An 18,353-nucleotide genomic window follows, 5' to 3' on the forward strand; every position below is an offset into this window, starting at 1 on the left:
ACAACTGCTTTCCGCGCAGCGCGCGGTGGGCCCGCTCAGTGCGCGGCCAGGACCACCCCGTCCGGCTCCAGGCCGGCGAGCCGGGACGGTCGCACGACGACGAACAGGACCGCCGTCGCCGCCAGCATGCCCCCCGCGACGACGACGGACATGGCGACCGCGCCGGTGCCCAGGACGCCCACCAGGGGCGCGGCCAGCGCACCGACGCCGAACTGCACGGCGCCGAGCAGGGCGGAGGCCGTGCCGGCCGCCTCGCCGTGGCGGGACAGGGCCAGGGCGGGCGCGTTCGGCATCGCGAGGCCCGCCGCCGCGAGCACCACCCACAACGACACCAGCAGGGCCGGCAGCCCGCCGAAATTGGTCACGGCGAAGGCGAGCAGTGCCAGTCCGGCCACGCTCCCCGCGGCCAGGGCGACGACGAGGATCCGCTGCGGCGGGTGACGGCGCAGCAGCCGTACGTTGAACTGGGTCGCCGCGATCAGCCCGACCGCGCCCGCCCCGAAGGCCAGCCCGAACTGCTGCTCGTCCAGGCCGTACTGGTCCTGGAAGACGAACGACGACCCGGCGACGTACGCGAACAGGGCGGCCATGGCAAGCCCGGCGACCAGGACCAGGCCCACGAACGTACGGTCGCGCAGCAGCGAGCCGTACACGCCGACCGTCGCGACCACGCCGCCGCGCCGGCGCCGCTCGGCGGGCAGCGTCTCGCGCAGGCCGAACGCGGCGACCACCACGAGCAGCACGCCGAAGGCGGCCAGCGCCACGAACACGCCACGCCAGTCCGTCCAGCGCAGCAGCCCGCCGCCGAGGGTCGGCGCGAGGATCGGCGCCGCCCCCATGACCAGCAGCAGCCGGGAGAGCAGCTTCGCGAAGGCCGCACCGTCGAACAGGTCGCGGACGACGGCCATCGCGACCACCGAGGCCGCGGCGACGCCGAGGCCCTGCACCACCCGCAACGCGCCGAGAACCGTGATGCTCGGCGCGACGACGCAGAGCAGCGACGCCACGACGTGCAGCGCGATGCCGGCGATCAGCGGCGCGCGCCGGCCGACGGCGTCGGACAGCGGGCCGATCAGCAACTGGCCGAGGGCGAGGCCCGCCAGCGTGCCGGTGAGGGTCAACTGGACCGCCGCCGACGTGGTCCGGAAGTCGTCGACGATCGTGGGAAGCGCGGGCAGGTACATGTCGATGGTCAGCGGACCCACCGCGATCAGCGACCCGAGGACGAGGACGAGCCGCAGGCGTTGCCGGGGGCTCATCAGGTCACCGGGCGTCAGCGGGGCTGCCGGCCTCTTGGGGGCGTCGACGGCGGCCGTCATCGGCTCGCCGCCGGCCGGTCGGTGGGCAGCCGGGCTGGGAAGAGTGCAGGAGTCACATCTGGCTCCAAATCCGGATCCGGTGATCTCATTCCCGCCCGGCGGCGAGGTAACGGAGTTCACAGTCGGCCGAACGGCGACCGGAGCCGCTGCGCACGGCCCGGGTCCCGTCGGTCAGGCCCTCGCGCCAGCACCATGTCGTCACCCGTGGCAGCTAGTCTGCGCGGGTGTGGGAGACGATGGTGCGGAGCGACCCCGATGGCTGACGCCGACGACGTCCGGCACCTGGCGCTGGCGCTGCCGCACGTGGTCGAGATCGACAGCGAGGGCTTCGACTTCCGGGTCGCCGACAAGGGGTTCGTCTGGTCCTACCCCGAGCGCAGACCCGGCACGTCGCGCCTGATCCGGACGGACGTCGCGGTGCTCTACGTCGGCGACGAGGCGGAGAAGCAGGCGTTGCTCCTCGGCGAGCCCGAGGTCTTCTTCACCACGCCCGCGTACGAGGGGCTGCCCCTGGTCATGCTGCGGCTGGCGCGGGTGGACGTCGACCGCCTGACGGAGCTCGTCACCGACGCGTGGCGGATGCGTGTTCCGGGCCCGCTCCTCGGCGACCTCGACGGCGGCACCGGTCCCCGCTGAGGCCCTGTCGCGACACCGGTCGACACGAACCCGCCGGTAACATATGTCCACCCCGGGCGCACCACCCTCCCACGAAGTGGACGGACGCAACACATGCCGGGAAACGATCACGGTTGTGTCCGGCGTTTTGGCTGTTCAACGCCGCAACATCGTCCGTTCGCCGAACGGATTCGGACCCCTGACCTTTTGATCCACAGGCACGAGGGTGGACACTGCCGAAGGTGCCGCCGCGTCGCGGCCCGCGCATCATTGGTCTAAAAGGAGGGCTCGATCGGTGTTCAGTCGTGTCGCCATCGTCAACCGTGGTGAGGCCGCCATGCGGCTCATCCACGCCGTACGGGACATCGCCGCGGAGACCGGGACACGGATCGAGACCGTCGCCCTGCACACCGACGTCGACCGTACGGCCACCTTCGTCCGCGAGGCGGACCTGTCCTACGACCTCGGTCCCGCGTCCGCGCGCCCGTACCTCGACCTGAAGGTGCTGGAGCGCGCGCTGGTGGAGAGCGGGGCCGACGCCGCGTGGGTCGGCTGGGGCTTCGTCGCCGAGGACCCGGCGTTCGCGGAGCTGTGCGAGCGGATCGGCGTCACCTTCGTCGGACCGAGCCCGGACGCCATGCGCAAGCTGGGCGACAAGATCGGCGCGAAGCTGATCGCCGAGGAGGTCGGCGTGCCTGTCGCGCCGTGGAGCCGCGGCGCGGTCGAGACCCTGGACGCCGCCCTGGCGGCGGCGGCCGAGATCGGCTACCCGCTGATGCTCAAGGCGACCGCGGGCGGCGGCGGGCGCGGCATCCGCGTGATCACCAACGAGGCCGAGCTCGCCGACGCCTACGAGCGCACCAGCCAGGAAGCCGCGCGGGCGTTCGGCAGCGGCGTCGTGTTCCTGGAACGCCTGGTCACCGGCGCCCGGCACGTCGAGGTCCAGGTGATCGCTGACGGCCAGGGCACCGCGTGGGCGCTCGGTGTCCGCGACTGCTCGGTGCAGCGGCGCAACCAGAAGGTCATCGAGGAGTCGGCGTCGCCGGTGCTCGGCCCTGAGCAGACGGCCGAGCTCAAGGCGTCGGCCGAACGGCTCGCCGTCGCGGTCGGCTACCGCGGCGCGGCGACCGTCGAGTTCCTCTACCACCCCGGCGACCGGCTGTTCGCGTTCCTGGAGGTCAACACCCGACTCCAGGTCGAGCACCCGATCACCGAGTCCACCACCGGCTTCGACCTGGTCAGGGCGCAGCTGCACGTGGCGTCGGGCGGGCGGCTCGAGGGCGAGCCGCCGGCGGAGCGCGGGCACGCCATCGAGGCCCGGCTGAACGCCGAGGACCCCGACCGCGACTTCGCGCCCTCCCCCGGCCGCATCGCGCGGCTGGACCTGCCCGCCGGGCCGGGCATCCGCGTGGACACCGGCGTCAGCGAGGGCGACACCATCCCCGCCGACTTCGACTCGATGATCGCGAAGATCATCGCGTACGGCCGCGACCGCGACGAGGCGCTCGGCAGGCTGCGCCGGGCGATGGCGCAGACCACGGTGATCATCGAGGGCGGCGCGACGAACAAGAGCTTCGTGCTCGACCTGCTCGACCAGCCCGAGGTGATCGACGCCAGCGCGGACACCGGCTGGATCGACCGCGTCCGGGGCGAGGGCAGGCTGGTCACGCACCGGCACTCCGCCGTCGCGCTGGCGGCCGCCGCCATCGAGGCGTACGAGGAGGAGGAGCGCGTCGAGCGGCAGCGGCTGCTGTCGACGGCGTTCGGCGGACGCCCGCAGGTGCAGCACGAGAGCGGCCGGCCGCTGGATCTCAAGCTGCGCGGCGTCGACTACCGCGTGCGCGTCGCGCGGGTCGGCGCACACCGGTTCCGCGTCGGCGTCGAAGCGGGTGGCGCCGTGCGCACCGCCGACGTCGAGCTGGACCGCTTCGACCGGCACACCGGGCAGGTCGTCGTCAACGGCACCCGCTACCGCCTGCTCATCGGCACGCACGGGCCGATCCACCTGGTCGAGGTGGACGGCGTGGCGCACCGGGTCACCCGCGACGAGGGCGGTGTCCTGCGTTCGCCCAGCCCCGCGCTGGTCGTCGCCACGCCGTTGAAGGTCGGCGCCGAGGTCGAGGCGGGCGCGCCGGTGCTGGTGCTGGAGAGCATGAAGATGGAGACGGTGCTGCGGGCGCCGTTCAAGGCACGGCTGAAGGAATGCGTCGTCTCCGTGGGCACCCAGGTGGAGACAGGCGCGCCGCTGCTGCGGCTGGAGCCGCTCGCCGACGACGCCGAGGCCGGGGAGACCGCGGCGACCGAGTCCGTCGAGCTGGACCTGCCCGAAGCGCCCGCCAGGATCCCGGCGCGGGAGCGCGCCACGCGCGGCCAGGAGGACCTGCGCAGCCTGCTGCTCGGCTTCGACGTCGACCCACACGACGAGCGCCGGCTGCTCGACGACTACCTCGCCGCGCGCCGGGCGGCCACCGAGGACGGTCACCGGCCGCTGGCCGAGGAACTCGGCCTCATCGACGTGTTCGCCGACCTCACCGAGCTCAGCCGCAACCGGCCGACGGGCGAGGACGGCGGCGGCGCCGGCCACGTGCCGAGCGCCCGCGAGTACTTCCACACCTACCTGCAGTACCTCGACGTGGACCGGGCCGGGCTGCCGGAGGCATTCCAGGCCAAGCTCGCCAAGGCGCTCGGGCACTACGGCGTCACCGAGCTGGAGCGCTGCCCCGAGCTCGAAGCCGCCGTGTTCCGGATCTTCCTCGCCCTGCAACGCGCGTCCGCCGACGCCACGGTCGTCGCGACGCTGCTGCGCGCCTGGCTGCGGGAGCCTCCGCCGGACGAGTCGCTGCGCGAGCCCGCCGGTCTCGCGCTGGAGCGGCTGGTGGCCGCGACGCAGGTCCGTTTCCCGGTGGTCTGCGACCTCGCGCGCGGCGTGGTGTTCGCCTGGTTCGCCCAGCCGCTGCTGCGCCGCAACCGGGCCCGCGTCTACGCGGACGTGCGCCGGCACCTGCGCCACCTCGACGCGCACCCGGACGCGCCGGACCGCGCCGAGCGCGTCGCCGAGATGGTGCGCTCCACCGAGCCGCTGGTGCGGCTGCTCGGCCAGCGGCTCGTCCGCGACGACCTGGACAACGCCGTCATGCTGGAGGTGCTGACCCGGCGCTACTACGGCAACAAGGACCTCACCGGCGTACGCACCAGCGAGGTCGAGGGCTGCACGTTCGTGGTCGCCGAGCGGACGGGCTCGTGCGTGGTCTCCGCCGCCGTGGGCTTCGACGCGCTGGGCAGCGCGCTGCGCGGCCTCGCGGAGCTGGCGAGCGGCCACGACGCCATCGACGTCGACATCTATCTGGCGTGGGAGAACCAGCCGGCGGACTTCGACGCGATGGCGGCGGCGCTGCACGAGGTCGTCAGCGCGCACCCGCTGCCGCACCAGGTCCGCAGGCTCACCACCACCGTCGCGGGTCGCAGCGGCGCGGTGATGCACCACCACTTCACGTTCCGCCCGTCGACCATCGGGATGATGGAGGAGCGGCTGATCCGCGGCCTGCACCCGTACATCGCGCAGCGGATGCAGATGGAGCGGCTGAGCAAGTTCGACCTCACCCGGCTGCCGTCGTCGGACGAGGAGGTCTACCTCTTCCAGTGCGTGGCGCGGGAGAACCCGTCGGACGACCGCCTCGTCGCGTTCGCGCAGGTGCGTGACCTGGCCGAGCTGCGCGAGCACGACGGGCGGCTGGTGGCGCTGCCCACCGCCGAGGACGTCCTCGCCACCTGTCTCGACTCGATCCGTCGCGCGCAGTCGCGGCGGCCGTCGAGGAAGCGCTTCAGCACCAACCGGATCGTGGTCTACGTCTGGCCGCCGAGCGACCTCACCCGCGCGGAGCTGGAGATGATCGCCCGGCGGGTGCTGCCCACGACCGCGGGCGCCGGGCTGGAGGAGATCCTGTTCATCGCGCGGCAGCGCGACCGCCGGACCGGCGAGCTGACCAAGATCGCCGTACGCGTCTCGTTCGACGCCGCGGGCGGCACCGCGCTGACCGTCGGCGAGCCGTCGGACGAGCCGGTCGAGCCGCTCGACGACTACCGGCAGAAGGTGCTGCGCGCGAGCAGCCGCAACGCGGTCTACCCGTACGAGCTGACCGGCCTGCTCGGCACCTTCGTCGAGCACGACCTCGACGACGAGCACGCGCTGGTCCCGGTCGCGCGGCCGAAGGGGCGCAACAGCGCGGCGATCGTGGCGGGCGTGGTGACCACGCCGACCCGGCGGCACCCGCAGGGCGTCACCCGGGTGGTGCTGCTCGGCGACCCGACGAAGGCGCTCGGCGCGCTGTCGGAGCCGGAGTGCCGCCGCGTGATCGCCGCGCTGGACCTGGCCGAGCGGATGCAGGTGCCGTTGGAGTGGTACGCGCTGTCCGCCGGCGCCCGGATCTCCATGGAGTCGGGCACGGAGAACATGGACTGGGTGGCCGCGGCGCTCAAGCGGATCGTCGAGTTCACCCAGGACGGCGGCGAGATCAACATCGTGGTCGCGGGCATCACCGTCGGCGCGCAGCCGTACTGGAACGCCGAGGCGACGATGCTCATGCACACCAAGGGCGTGCTGGTGATGACGCCCGACTCGGCGATGGTGCTCACCGGCAAGCAGTCGCTCGACTTCTCCGGTGGCGTGTCGGCCGAGGACAACTTCGGCATCGGCGGCTACGACCGGGTGATGGGCCCGAACGGGCAGGCGCAGTACTGGGCGCCGAACCTGGCCGCGGCGCGGGACGTGCTGATGGCGCACTACGAGCACACGTACGTCGCGCCCGGCGAGCAGGGGCCGCGGCGGACGCGGACGACCGACCCGGTCGACCGCGACGTCTCCGCCTTCCCGCACGTCGTGGCGGGCAGCGACTTCACCACCGTCGGCGAGATCTTCTCCGCCGGGGCCAACCCGGACCGCAAGAAGCCGTTCGACATCCGGACGGTGATGCGGGCGCTCTCCGACCAGGACCACCCGGTGCTGGAACGGTGGGCGGGCATGGCCGACGCGGAGACCGTGGCGGTGCAGGACGTACACCTCGGTGGCATGCCGGTGTGCCTGATCGGCATCGAGTCACGGTCGGTGCCGCGGCGCGGCTTCCCGCCCACCGACGGCCCGGACACCTACACCGCGGGCACGTTGTTCCCGCGGTCGTCGAAGAAGGCCGCGCGGGCGATCAACGCGGCCAGCGGCAACCGGCCGCTGGTGGTGCTGGCGAACCTGTCGGGCTTCGACGGCTCGCCGGAGTCGATGCGCAATCTCCAGCTGGAGTACGGCGCCGAGATCGGCCGCGCGATCGTGAACTTCCGCGGGCCCATCGTGTTCTGCGTGATCTCGCGGTACCACGGTGGCGCGTTCGTGGTGTTCTCGAAGGCGCTGAACCCGAACATGACCGTGCTCGCGCTGGAAGGCTCGTTCGCCTCGGTCCTCGGCGGCGCCCCCGCCGCCGCGGTGGTGTTCTCCGGCGACGTCAACGCCCGCACCGCGGCCGACCCGCGCGTGCGGGAGTTGGAGGCCCGCGTCGCGGCGGCCTCCGGCACCGACCGCGCGGCGTTGACCGCGGAGCTCGACGAGCTGCGCTCGTCGGTGCGCGTGGAGAAGCTGGGCGAGGTGGCCGCCGAGTTCGACCGGGTGCACAACATCCAGCGCGCGGTCGAGGTCGGTTCCGTCGACGCCGTCATCCGCGCGGCGGAGCTGCGCCCGCGCATCATCGACGCCATCGAGGGCCGCCTGCGCTGACGCGGCGACGCGCCACGGCGAGATGCTCGCCGTGGCGCGTCACAGGCGCCTGCGGTGTGGTCCCCGGCCGGTGCAGGTCGGGGACCGCAGCGCCGGATCCCCCACCGCGTGACGACCGGACGCACCGGCTCTACCGCAGGACGCCCTCGTGCAGCGCCCGCAGCACCGCGTTGGTGCGGTCCCGGGCGCCGAGCTTCAGCAGGACCGCCGACACGTGGTTCTTGACCGTGCCCTCCGCGAGGAAGAGCAGCCCGGCGATCTCCCGGTTGGTGTAGCCCTCGGCGACCAGCCGGAGCACGTCCAGCTCCCGCTCGGTGAGGTCCTGCGCCGGCGGGGCGCTCACCCCGACCGGGGACGGCGCCGAGCGGATGGCGCGCAACAGCCGATCGGTGATCGACACGGCGATGAGCGTTCCGCCTGCGGCGAGGGTCTCGACCGCCCGGGTCAGCTGCTCCAGCGTGACGTCCTTGAGCAGGTAGCCCCGCGCACCGGCGCGCAGGGCGTCGAGGACGAGGGTGTCGTCGTCGAAGGTGGTGAGCACCAGCACCGGCACGTCCGCCCCGCGTTCGCGCAACTGGTGGAGGACCCAGATGCCGTCCCGGCGCGGCATGCGCAGGTCGAGCAGGACGACGTCGGGCCGGGTCGCGTCGATCGCGGCCAGGGCCGCCTCGCCGTCGTCGGCCTCGCCGACCACCTCGATGCCGGCCATGTCGAGCAGGGTGCGGATGCCCTGCCGGACCAGCGTCTGGTCGTCGACCACGACCACCCTGGTCACGCCGGCACTCCGGTCGTTCCGGCCGCCCGGGTCGTCCGGCTGGGCCATGCCGGTCACCGGGCCGGCATCCGGGCGGTGACCCGGAAGCCCGCGCTGCCGTCGTACGCGATCTCCCCGCCGAGTGCCGCGAACCGCTCCGCCAGCCCCCGCAGCCCGTTGCCGGGGACCACGTCCCGCGCGCCCTGCCCGTCGTCGGACGCGGTCAGTCGGATCGCGTCACCGTCGCGCACGATCGTGACTCCCAGCTCGCGCGCGCTGGCGTGCCGGAGGGTGTTGGTGATGATCTCCTGTACGGCCCGGACGAGGGCCGCGATCTGGTCCTCGTTCACCTCGACGTCCTCCCCCACCTCGACCGTCACGTCGAGCCCGGGGATGTCGCGGCCTACGTCGCGCAACGCCGCCGCGAGGTCGGCGGCGGGTCCGGCGCGCAGCGCGCTGACGGTGTCGCGGACGTCGGCGAGCACCTCCCGGGCCACCCTCCCGGCCCGTTCGACATGCTCCCGTGCCGGGTCGCCGGCACGGTGCCGGGCGGCCTCCAGCTCCAGGGTGAGGACGGTGAGCTGGTGGCCGAGCAGATCGTGCAGCTCGCGGGAGATGCGCAGCCGTTCCGCCGTGCGGGCCGACCCGGCCAGCAGCAGGCTGGCCGCGCGCAGCTCGACGTGCGCCCGGGTGAGCTCCTGACGGTGCTGCTGCTCCCGCCGGACCGCCGTGACGCTGAACGTCGTCGCGATCTGGATCAGCCCGTAGAACACCCCGGACACGAGCGGCGCGACCAGGCCGTCGTGGACCCGGCCCACGGTCAGCGCGATCACGGCCGTGTTCAGCGCCACCACCAGCAGGTTGACCGGCAGCCGGACGGTCTCCGGCCCGAGCGCGGCGATCACCACCAGCAGGATCGGCAGCATGCCGGCGCGGGGGGCCGTCGCGACCACGCCCCAGCCGACGACCACCGCCGTGCCGTAGGCGGCCCACCTCTGGGGCGGTCGGCCCCGCTCGGTGACGGCGCCCAGCGCCGCGCCCAGGGTGACGACGAAGAGCCCCACCCACACCGGCGCCGGGATGTCCGGCTCGACCAGGCCGAGCATCACCGGCGACCCGACGCCCACGCACACGACGAGCATCACCAGGCCGGACCACTCATCGAGCCCGAGCCGCCGCATGCGGCAACCCTAGCCGCCGCGGCCGGCGAGCCACGGGTGCCGAAAGTCATTGGCGGCGGGGCTGACCTCCGGCACAGGCGGCGGGCGGGTGCCGCCGACCAGCATGGCGAGCATGAGCCAACCCGCCATCGAGGTCGAGAACCTGCACAAGCGGTACGGCGACGTCGTCGCCGTCGACGACGTCAGCCTGACGGTGGCCCCCGGTGAGGTGCTGGGCGTCCTGGGCGTCAACGGGGCCGGCAAGACCACGATGATCGAGCTGATCGCCGGCCTGCGGGTCCCCGACCGGGGACGCGTCCGGGTGCTCGGGCGGGACCCGCGCCGGGACCGCGCCGCCGTCCGCCAGCTGCTCGGCGTGCAGTTGCAGCAGGCCGAGCTGCACGCGGCCCTGACCGTCGGTGAGCTGCTCGGCCTCTACCGCAGCTTCTACCCCGATCCGCGCCCCGCCGACGAACTGCTCGACCTGGTCGAGCTGCGGGGGCAGGCCGGAACGCGGTTCGAGAAGCTCTCCGGCGGCCAGCAGCAGCGCCTCTCCATCGCCCTCGCCCTGGTCGGCCGACCGCGGGTGGTGATCCTCGACGAACTCACCACCGGACTGGATCCCCGTGCCCGCCGGCACATCTGGGTGGGCGTGGAGGGGCTGCGCGACGAGACCGTGCTGCTGGTCAGCCACGCGATGGACGAGGTCCAACGGCTCTGCGACCGGGTCGTGCTGCTCGACGCCGGCCGGATCGTCGCCCTGGACACCCCGGCCGGGCTGGCCGCCAGGGCCGGCGCCGCGAACCTGGAGGAGGCGTTCGTCCGCCTCACCGGCAAGGAACTCGTCACGGAGGAGGACGCATGACCGAGGTGACCGTACGACGACCCGGGCCGGGCTCGTGGCTGACCCTGATCGGGTGCGAGGCGAAGATGGTCGTCCGGGACACGGCCGGGCTGGTCGTACCCATAGGGCTACCGCTGTTGATCCTGGTCATGAACGCCGCTGCCGCCGGTGACCAGGAGGTCGCCGGCGGGCGCTCGGCGCTCGACCTGTTCGTCCTGCCGCTGGTCTTCACCATCGTCCTCGCCACGATCGGCATCGTGAACATGCCGAGCTTCCTGGCCTACTACCGCCGCAGCGGGGTGCTGCGCCGCCTCGCGGTCACCCCGGCGTCGCCGGCGATGGTGCTCGTCGCCCAGCTGGTGGTGAGCCTGGCGCAGGCGGTGCTGGGGATCGGGCTGGCGTACGCCGTCGCCGTCGTCGGCTTCGGCGCACGTCCGCCGGCCCACGTCGGCATGGCGCTCGCCGTGGTCGGGCTATCGGTGGCCGCGATGTACGGGCTGGGCCTGATCGTCGCCTCGGTGGCGCCCACCCCGAACTCGGCGGTCGCCATCGGCCTGATCGCCTTCTTCGCCCTCGGGGCCGTCGGCGGGTTGTTCGGCGGCACCGCCTCCCTGCCGGAACCGGTGGCCCGGGCCGCCTCGTGGCTGCCGTTCGGCGCCACCGTCGAGGCGCTCTCCAGCGCCTGGGCGGGGGCCCCGGTCGACGCGTCGAACCTGGCGGGTCTGGCGATCACCGCAGTCGTCGGTGCGACCGTCGCCGCGCTCCTGTTCCGCTGGAACTAGGGCGCGGCGGCGGTGGACGCGGCGGCCGGCCCGGGACCGGCCCGCCGCGCCGGTTCAGAAGGCGTACAGGTCCAGTGAGATCCCGTCCGAGCCTCCGGAGTGGCTCACCGCGACCCAGTCGTCCCCGGCGCCGGCGAGCCAACCGGGATACCGGCCGAGCTGGCGACCGGTCGACACGTCGTAGATGAGTACGACCGGTCGTTGTTCCACCGCGCCGCTGACCGCCACGAGTCGTCCGGTCACGCTCGACCGCCAACTCGCCGAGGTGCCGGACAGTCCCGGGTCCGGCGCGCTCCACCGCGTCGCGCCGGTGGCCATGTCGAGCAGGGCCAGCTCGCCCTCGTCGGCGGTGCGCCGCACCAGCACGGACCGGTCGTCCCCGTCGATCGGCACGCCGGGGGCGACGCCCTCCCACTGCGTTCTACCGGTCCGCAGGTCGATCACCTGCGGCCGGCCGGCGTCCGTGACCGCGACGAGCCGGGTGCCGGCCCCGATCAGGGTCAGCCCGCTGCGGTCGTGCGCCAGCCGCTTGGCACACTCGCCGTCCTCGCGACGCCCGCTGAAGACCTCGCCGGACCAGCCTCCGGCGCCGGTGGCCGCGTCGACGGTGGCGATGCTGACGGTGCACCGCCGGTCGTCCCGGGGCGGATCGTGGTCGGTGGTCACCAGCAGGTTGCCGGCCACGAAGCCGTGCCAGGCCCGGCTCGGCAGGCGTCCGGCGCCGGTCTTGCCGGTGGTGGGCGCGACGCTCGTGTAGGTACGCCCGTTCAGCCGCACCGACACGTACCGCTGGGTGGGCGCGGCGTGCGGCGCGCGGACGCCGAGCGCCTCGTCGCTGACCCGGGCGAACCGGTCGGCGGGCAGTTTCCACAGTTGGCGACCGTCGCGGACGTCCCGGGCGATGACGACACACTTCGCGGACTGTCCGGTGCCGACGCACTCGCGGTCGTACACGACCTGCTGCTGGACGACGACGTCCTGGGTGTCCTCGGCCCGCCAGCGGGTGGCGCCGGTGGCCGCGTCGAGCACCTCCAGCAACCCTCCGTTGCTGGCGCTGACCACGATCAGGTCGCCGGCGACCGCGTACTGGTAGGCCAGCGGGAACGGGTGACGCCAGCGGTCCTGCCCCGTGGAGCGGTCCACCGCCCGCAGTTCCCGCCCGTCCGGCACGACGACGACCTGGCCGAGCTGCGTCAACGGCTGGTCGAGCCGCCTGGCCGTCACCGACCAGGTGGACTCCGGGCCCTCCCCCTCCGCTCCGCCGCCGCGCAGGCTCTCCTGGGTCACCGCGATCCCCGGCGCCGGCTGCTCGGGCGGCTCCGCCCGTGGCGCGGTGCAGGCGGCGAGCCCGACGAGCAGGCCCAGCGCCGCCCCTGCGACGTACGAGCGGGGCGGGCGGTGCGACGGTGACAACGTTCTCTCCCTCGATCGGTGGCAGAGCCCACCATAGGATCCGCCCGCACCCCCGACGTGGGGGCGGCAACGGAGAAGGGCCAGTCCCGGCGGAACTGGCCCTTCTCGACGATCAGCGCGGTGCGGTGGTCAGCTGACCGACTTGTTGTAGCTGTCGATGGCGCCCTGCACGCTCGCCGCGGCGTCCTTCATGGCCTGCTCGGCCGGCTTGCTGCCGACGATGGCCGCCTCAAGGCCGTCCTCGGACGCCTTGCGGGCCTGCGGCATCACGCCGAGCAGGCAGCCGGCCGAGGCGACCGACGGCGGCAGCGCGTGCAGCTGGTCGACGGCGGTGCGGAACTGGGGGAACTTCGCCATCCAGTCCTTGTCGATCTGCTCGTCGAGCGCCTTGGCGTTGATCGGCACGTACCCGGTGCTGGTGTGCCACTTGGCCTGCTCGACCGGGCCGGAGGCGAACTTCACGAACTCCCAGGCGGCCCGCTTCTCCTTGTCGTCGTGGCCGACGCCGTTGATCCACAGCGACGCGCCACCGATGATCGGTCCGCCCGTGGAGGAGGCGCTCACCTTCGGGTACGGGGCGGTGAGCACGGTGAACTTGCCCTTGGCGGCGTCGACGTAGCCGCGCAGCACGCTTGTGGACTCCAGGTGCATGGCGACCGTGCCCGACTTGAAGGCGGCCTGGGCGTCGTCGGTCTTGCGGCCGGTGTTCGTCGCGTAGCCGCCCTTCACCAGGTCCGTCCACCACTGCGCGACGCGTACGGCCGTCTCCTGGTCGAACTGCACCTTCGTGGCCAGGCCGCTGCGCCCGTTGCCCTTGTCGCAGTACTCCTTGCCGTCGGTGGCGAGCAGCTGCTCCACCAGCCAGCCGTAGATGGCGGCGTTGAAGCCGTACTGGACGGTCTTGCCGCTGGCGTCCTTGATCGTGAGCTTCTTCGCCAGCTCGCCGATCTCGTCGAGGTTCTTCGGCGGCTTCGTCGGGTCGAGCTTGGCCCGCTCGAACGCCTCCTTGTTCAGGTACAGCAGGGGCGTCGACGAGTTGAACGGCATCGACCAGAGCTTGCCGTCGACCGAGTAGTAGCTGGCGATGTTCGGCTCGATGTCGCCGGCGTTGAAGCCGTCCTTCTCGATGAACTTGTGCATCGGCACGACCTGCTTCGAGTCGACCATGAAGCGGCTGCCGATGTCGTAGATCTGCACCAGGGCCGGCGTGCTCTTCTGCTGCACCGACGCCTTGTACTTCGCGATCGTCTCGTCGTAGCTTCCCTGGAAGACCGCCTTGACCTCGACCTTGCCGCCGCTCTGGGCGTTGAAGTCGGCCACGAGCTGGTCGACGGCGGTGGCGTTGGCCCCCTTCATCGCGTGCCAGAACTCGATGGTGGTCTTGTCCGTCGCCTTCTCCAGCACCTCGGCGCCGGGCGCGTCGAGCGCGCCGCTGCCGCCGTCGGTGCCGGACCCGGAGTCGCCGCAGGCCGTGAGCGCGGCGGCGGCCACGACGGCGACGAACGCCGCCGCGGTCCGGCGGAGCCGAGGTCTTCTCATTGGTTCTCCTTCTCGATGGATCAACGCAGCGCCCCGGCGGTCAGCCCGCGGACGATGTAGCGCTGGCCGAAGATCACGACGGCCAGCGTGGGGATCAGGGACAACGCGACGCCGGCGAGGACGAGGCCCGGCTGCGCCGCCTCGGCGTCGTTGAGCTGGGAGATGCCGATCTGCAGCGTCTGGAACTCGGTGTCGCGGATCAGGATCAGCGGCCAGAAGTACTGGTTCCACGCCGAGAGGAAGACGTAGACCCCGACCGCCGCGATGGAGGGCTTGGACAGCGGCACGATGACCCGCCACAGCAGCCGCCAGTGGCCGCACCCGTCGATCACCGCGGCGTCGCGCAGCTCGGTCGGGAACTGCAGGAACGCCTGCCGCAGCAGGAACGTGCCGAACGCCGAGGCGAGGAAGGGCAGCACCAGACCGAGGTACGTCAGCCCGCCGCGCGTCAGGCCCCAGTCGGAGATGGCCAGGTAGTTGGGGATGATGATCGCTTCCCACGGCACCATGAGGGTGGCGAGGAAGAGGCTGAACGTCGCCGCCTTCGCCGGCAGGCGCAGGAACGCGAAGGCGTACGCGGCGAAGATGCTGGTGACGACCTGCGCCACGGTGATGATCCCGGCCTGCACGGCGGAGTTCGCGTAGAAGCGGCCGAGCGGCACCGAGCGGAACACGTCGGTGATGTTCTGCCAGTGCAGCGCGCTCGGCACCAGCGCGGGCGGATAGGTCGCCAGGTCGCCGGGGCCCATCACGGCGCCGACGAACCCGTAGTAGACCGGGAACAGCACGGGGATCGCGGCCAGGCCGAGCACGACGTAGACGGCGACCCGGCCGAGGTTGAGCTTTTTCATCGGTAGTGGACCCGCCGTTCGAGGACGCCGAATTGGACGGCCGTGCAGCCGAGCATGATGACCAGCAGCACGACGGCCTGCGCGCTGGCCGCGCCGAAGTCGGAGGAGCCGAAGGCGAACGCCTTCTCGTAGATCGAGTAGACAAGCGTCGTCGTGGCCTGGTCCGGCCCGCCCTTGGTCAGGATGTGGATCTGCCCGAAGCTCTGCAGGGCGTGGATCGTGGACACCACGACGAGGAAGAACAGCTGCGGAGAGAGCAGCGGCACGGTGATCCGCGTCGCCAGCCGCCAGCCCGTCGCGCCGTCCAGGCGCGCCGCCTCCACCACCTCCGGCGAGATCGCCGAGACCCCGGCGGAGAGCACGAGGATGTTGTAGCCGAAGTTCATCCACACCGTCGCGGCGCAGACAGCGGGCAACGCGATCGACGGGTCGGTGAGCCAGTTGACCCGGTCGAAGCCCAGGGAGCCGAGCAGGCCGTTCGCCACCCCGATCGCCGGGTTGTAGATGACGGCGAAGATGACCGACGCGGTCGCCACCGAGAACGCGAACGGCAGCGCGAACGCGGTACGCAGCGCCCGTACGCCCCGGATGCGCGCCTCCAGCAGCAGCACCACGAACAGCGCGCCCAGCACGGCCGGCACCACCGAGAAGAGCGTGAACAGCGCCGTCGTGGCCAGCACCTTGCCGAACTCACCGGACAGCATGTCCCGGTAGTGCGCCGCGCCGACGTACTCCGACGCGGCGCCGAAGATGTCGTTGCCGTGCACCGACAGGTACAGGGTCCGCCCGAGCGGCCAGAACACGAACAGTGCGAAGACCCCCACCGAGGGCAGCAGCATCAGCCACGCGAGACCGGACTCGCTGAAGCGTGCGCGCCGCACCTGTCGGGCGGTGGAGGGCGTGGATTCGGAGGTCAGGGAGCGGTCGCCCGGTGGCGCGCCGACGGTGGCAGGGGGAGGCACCGCAGCACCCTACCAACGACATTGAAAAATGCACATCATTCGGGAGTCAGTTCCCGGGGAACATCCGACGGGCGCCGGCGGGCCAGAGGATCGTGGTCGGGATGCCGAGGAGCCGCGCCCGGTCGACGGTCCGGTCCGTCGACGCCGCGTGGCAACCAGGTTCCCCGTCCCACACCGCCACCAGTCGCTGCACCCGTCGCAGCAGTGCCCGGTTGGCGGCCACGTAGGCGGCGGTGTTCGAACGCTCGTAGCCGGTGTGGACGATCGCCGCCGCCCCGGCAAGCAACTCGTCGAAGGTCGCCCGGTTGTCCGGGCCGATCACGGCGGTCCGGTAGTCGAGGGCCGGGAGGATCACCTCGTACGTGCCGCCCAGCTCCAGAATCGCGCGCACGAAGAGCTGATCCGCACCGGCCGCCAGGCAGGTGACGCCGTGCACCGGCCGGTCGCTGATCCGGCGCAACTCGACGCGCAGCGCGTCGGCGACGAGCAACTCGGTGTCGCGGGTCAGGTTGATGTGCCCGGTCACGCCGACGCGCAGCGGTGCGGGATCAGCCGGCATCCCCCGGTCCTCTCCGCTGCACGGGCACCGCAGGTGCCAGCCGGATCAGTTCGAACCCGCTGTCGGACAGCACGTCCGGCAGCGCCCGGATCTCCGCGCGGTTCTGCTCCTGGACGTCAAGGGGCAGTTCGTCCCAGGGCCGCAGGGCGGGATGCCGCCGCCGGACGTCGTCGCGGGGCTCGCCGTGCGTCCAGCCCTCCCCTCGCCGTTCCCGGCACCACCGTTCGTGCTCGAGGCGGGCCAACTCCTCGATCCGGTCGTCGATGACCTGCCCGGCGGCGGCGTCGCTGGTGCCGCCGCGCCGAGGCGCCACGACGCAGCCGAGATTCAACAGCTTCGCGGCGATGTCCTGGACGTGGGCCCGGTTGGCCCGCCGCAGCGACTCGGGCAGTCGCGACCAGTCCACCATGGCCGGCGCGTCGCCGGGGCGTACCCCGGCGCGCTGCTGAGCCAGCAGGTACCGCTCGTGGATCAACCGGGCGAGCCGCTCGGTGAGGTCCTCGGCGATCAGCCGGGCATCGCAGGCGCGGGTCAGCACCGGGTAGAGGCGCAGCTTGCCGTGCACCTCGTCGAGCAGGTCGTGACGGGAGTCGCCGTGAAAGGCGGCGGCGAGCGCCGCCTGCTGGTAGACGGGTACGAAGACGGAACTCTCGGCGCGCTGCCAGAGGGCGGGCGTGTCCAGCACGTACTGCAGGCCGCTGGTCTCGTCCGGCGCGCAGACGTAGATGCGGTCGTAGCGGTCGCCGTCGAGCTGGTCGAGCCCGACGAGGCCGTCGAGGTCCAGGTCGTACGCGGTGAGCCGGCAGGCCGTGGTCAGGAACGGGTAACGCGACGCCGCGACGGCCAGCTCGGCGCCGGCGTCCGGGGCCACGAGGTCCACCCGCAGGGGCGGCGCGACGTGCCCGGGTGGACAGTTGGCCTGCTGGGCCCGCCAGTGCCGAGCGGTCTCCACCAGCAGGGCCCGGCGGAAGGTGCCGGTGCCGGCGATGAGGACCTTGGTGGGGCGGCCGGTGGCGGGCGGCAACGGGTGATGCCGGTGCAGCGCGCGGGCGGCGATGTCGTCGACGTGGAAGTAGTCCAGCCGCAGCCGGCTGGATCCGGCGGCGCCGAGTCGTCGGGCCTGCAACGACAGGCACATCTCGAAGTCGTGGACCAGCACGTAGACCCGGGGTGGCTCCCGCTTGTCCTTCACGAGCCGGCTCGCGGTGTTGGCGATCGCGTGGTTGCGGTCGTCGTCCTCGCTGCAGGCGTAGATGGTGTGGGCGCGGGGCAGGCCGGCGCCGCGCAGCACCTGAGGGCTGGCCGGGTCACCCATGACGCCGAGGTACCGGCGTAGCCGGTATTCCAGCGGTCCGAACGGTTCGGAGCGCACCACGACCACGCGTTCACCGTCGGCGAAGAGCCGGTCGGCGAGCATGTGCGCGAACGGGGAGTCGCCGCAGACCAGGACGTGGCCGCGGGCTCGCCGGGCCCGCAGGCGGCGGCTCTCGGCGGCCAGCAGCAGCCGGCTGGCCTCGGCCACGGCCAGGAGGGTGAACAGCGGGGCGGCGAACCGGGCGATTTGCAGCTGCCACGGGTACGGTCCGGCGTTCTGGAAGGGTTCGGCGCCGAAGACGAAGAGTTGCAGGTCGTAGTAGAGCACGTCGTACGGGTCGTGTGCGGTGTCCGGCCGGGCCTTCAGCAGGCGGTCGAACCCGATGTAGCCGAGGATGAAGGCGGCCAGCCCGATGACTCCGAACACGGCTCGGAGCCACCATTCGACCAGGTGGCGCGAGGTGGCGACCGGGTCTGTCATGA

At 72.6% G+C, this 18,353-nt stretch carries 13 protein-coding genes; 4 read left to right on the forward strand and 9 right to left on the reverse strand.

Annotation, left to right across the window (positions count from 1 at the left end):
- Nucleotides 1-35: 35 nt before the first annotated feature.
- Nucleotides 36-1,259 carry a multidrug effflux MFS transporter gene (locus ACGFNF_RS15890; protein ID WP_393168643.1) on the reverse strand — a complete coding sequence of 408 codons (1,224 nt, stop codon included), beginning with the start codon at nt 1,257-1,259 and terminating at the stop codon, nt 36-38.
- A 315-nt stretch (nt 1,260-1,574) separates the two neighbouring features.
- Between ACGFNF_RS15890 and ACGFNF_RS15895 the strand changes: the two genes are divergently transcribed.
- Both ACGFNF_RS15895 and ACGFNF_RS15900 read left to right on the forward strand, forming a co-directional pair.
- Nucleotides 1,575-1,955 (forward strand): MmcQ/YjbR family DNA-binding protein, encoded by a 381-nt coding sequence (locus ACGFNF_RS15895; RefSeq protein ID WP_393168527.1) that lies wholly within the window; start codon nt 1,575-1,577, stop codon nt 1,953-1,955.
- 274 nt (nt 1,956-2,229) lie between these two features.
- Nucleotides 2,230-7,692, forward strand: coding sequence for a carboxyl transferase domain-containing protein (locus ACGFNF_RS15900; protein WP_393168529.1), 5,463 nt, complete (start codon nt 2,230-2,232; stop codon nt 7,690-7,692).
- Nucleotides 7,693-7,822: 130 nt separating this feature from the next.
- Here the strand turns inward: ACGFNF_RS15900 and ACGFNF_RS15905 are convergent, their stop codons facing one another.
- Nucleotides 7,823-8,467, reverse strand: a complete 645-nt coding sequence (locus ACGFNF_RS15905; protein WP_393168531.1) for a response regulator — start codon at nt 8,465-8,467, stop codon at nt 7,823-7,825.
- Between the two features lie 53 nt (nt 8,468-8,520).
- Nucleotides 8,521-9,627 carry a sensor histidine kinase gene (locus tag ACGFNF_RS15910; protein WP_393168534.1) on the reverse strand — a complete coding sequence of 369 codons (1,107 nt, stop codon included), beginning with the start codon at nt 9,625-9,627 and terminating at the stop codon, nt 8,521-8,523.
- Nucleotides 9,628-9,739: 112 nt separating this feature from the next.
- On the opposite strand from ACGFNF_RS15910, the gene ACGFNF_RS15915 reads away from it, so the two are divergent.
- Together ACGFNF_RS15915 and ACGFNF_RS15920 are read left to right on the forward strand one after the other, a co-directional pair.
- On the forward strand, nt 9,740-10,471 hold the full coding sequence (locus ACGFNF_RS15915) for an ABC transporter ATP-binding protein (RefSeq protein ID WP_393168536.1): 732 nt from the start codon (nt 9,740-9,742) through the stop codon (nt 10,469-10,471).
- Nucleotides 10,468-11,232, forward strand: coding sequence for an ABC transporter permease (locus ACGFNF_RS15920; protein ID WP_393168538.1), 765 nt, complete (start codon nt 10,468-10,470; stop codon nt 11,230-11,232). The genes ACGFNF_RS15915 and ACGFNF_RS15920 overlap by 4 nt, the downstream gene beginning before the upstream one ends.
- Nucleotides 11,233-11,286: 54 nt before the next feature.
- On the opposite strand, the gene ACGFNF_RS15925 is transcribed toward ACGFNF_RS15920, so the two are convergent.
- From ACGFNF_RS15925 to ACGFNF_RS15950, 6 genes are all read right to left on the reverse strand, one after another.
- Nucleotides 11,287-12,645, reverse strand: a complete 1,359-nt coding sequence (locus ACGFNF_RS15925; RefSeq protein WP_393168540.1) for a PQQ-binding-like beta-propeller repeat protein — start codon at nt 12,643-12,645, stop codon at nt 11,287-11,289.
- 129 nt (nt 12,646-12,774) lie between these two features.
- Nucleotides 12,775-14,184: an ABC transporter substrate-binding protein gene (locus ACGFNF_RS15930; RefSeq protein ID WP_393168542.1), complete on the reverse strand. Its 1,410-nt coding sequence runs from the start codon at nt 14,182-14,184 to the stop codon at nt 12,775-12,777.
- A gap of 20 nt (nt 14,185-14,204) precedes the next feature.
- Complete coding sequence (locus ACGFNF_RS15935; RefSeq protein WP_311414101.1) at nt 14,205-15,035, reverse strand: carbohydrate ABC transporter permease; 831 nt, start codon at nt 15,033-15,035, stop codon at nt 14,205-14,207.
- Nucleotides 15,032-15,997: a carbohydrate ABC transporter permease gene (locus ACGFNF_RS15940; RefSeq protein ID WP_207914510.1), complete on the reverse strand. Its 966-nt coding sequence runs from the start codon at nt 15,995-15,997 to the stop codon at nt 15,032-15,034. Before ACGFNF_RS15940 ends, ACGFNF_RS15935 begins: the two co-directional genes overlap by 4 nt.
- Before the next feature lie 46 nt (nt 15,998-16,043).
- Complete coding sequence (locus ACGFNF_RS15945) at nt 16,044-16,556, reverse strand: hypothetical protein (RefSeq protein ID WP_393168545.1); 513 nt, start codon at nt 16,554-16,556, stop codon at nt 16,044-16,046.
- Nucleotides 16,546-18,351 (reverse strand): RyR domain-containing protein, encoded by a 1,806-nt coding sequence (locus ACGFNF_RS15950; protein WP_393168547.1) that lies wholly within the window; start codon nt 18,349-18,351, stop codon nt 16,546-16,548. The genes ACGFNF_RS15945 and ACGFNF_RS15950 overlap by 11 nt, the downstream gene beginning before the upstream one ends.
- Nucleotides 18,352-18,353 lie beyond the last annotated feature (2 nt).

This window comes from Micromonospora sp. NPDC048868 (genome assembly GCF_043198195.1).
Lineage (GTDB): Bacteria > Actinomycetota > Actinomycetes > Mycobacteriales > Micromonosporaceae > Micromonospora > Micromonospora reichwaldensis.

Excerpts from the sequence above, each read along its gene's own strand:
- ACGFNF_RS15910 (WP_393168534.1), bottom strand. The coding sequence starts at position 9,627 with ATGCGGCGGCTCGGGCTCGATGAGTGGTCCGGCCTGGTGATGCTCGTC.
- ACGFNF_RS15920 (WP_393168538.1), top strand. The coding sequence starts at position 10,468 with ATGACCGAGGTGACCGTACGACGACCCGGGCCGGGCTCGTGGCTGACC.
- ACGFNF_RS15895 (WP_393168527.1), top strand. The coding sequence starts at position 1,575 with ATGGCTGACGCCGACGACGTCCGGCACCTGGCGCTGGCGCTGCCGCAC.
- ACGFNF_RS15950 (WP_393168547.1), bottom strand. The coding sequence starts at position 18,351 with ATGACAGACCCGGTCGCCACCTCGCGCCACCTGGTCGAATGGTGGCTC.
- ACGFNF_RS15930 (WP_393168542.1), bottom strand. The coding sequence starts at position 14,184 with ATGAGAAGACCTCGGCTCCGCCGGACCGCGGCGGCGTTCGTCGCCGTC.
- ACGFNF_RS15945 (WP_393168545.1), bottom strand. The coding sequence starts at position 16,556 with ATGCCGGCTGATCCCGCACCGCTGCGCGTCGGCGTGACCGGGCACATC.
- ACGFNF_RS15935 (WP_311414101.1), bottom strand. The coding sequence starts at position 15,035 with ATGAAAAAGCTCAACCTCGGCCGGGTCGCCGTCTACGTCGTGCTCGGC.
- ACGFNF_RS15915 (WP_393168536.1), top strand. The coding sequence starts at position 9,740 with ATGAGCCAACCCGCCATCGAGGTCGAGAACCTGCACAAGCGGTACGGC.
- ACGFNF_RS15890 (WP_393168643.1), bottom strand. The coding sequence starts at position 1,259 with ATGAGCCCCCGGCAACGCCTGCGGCTCGTCCTCGTCCTCGGGTCGCTG.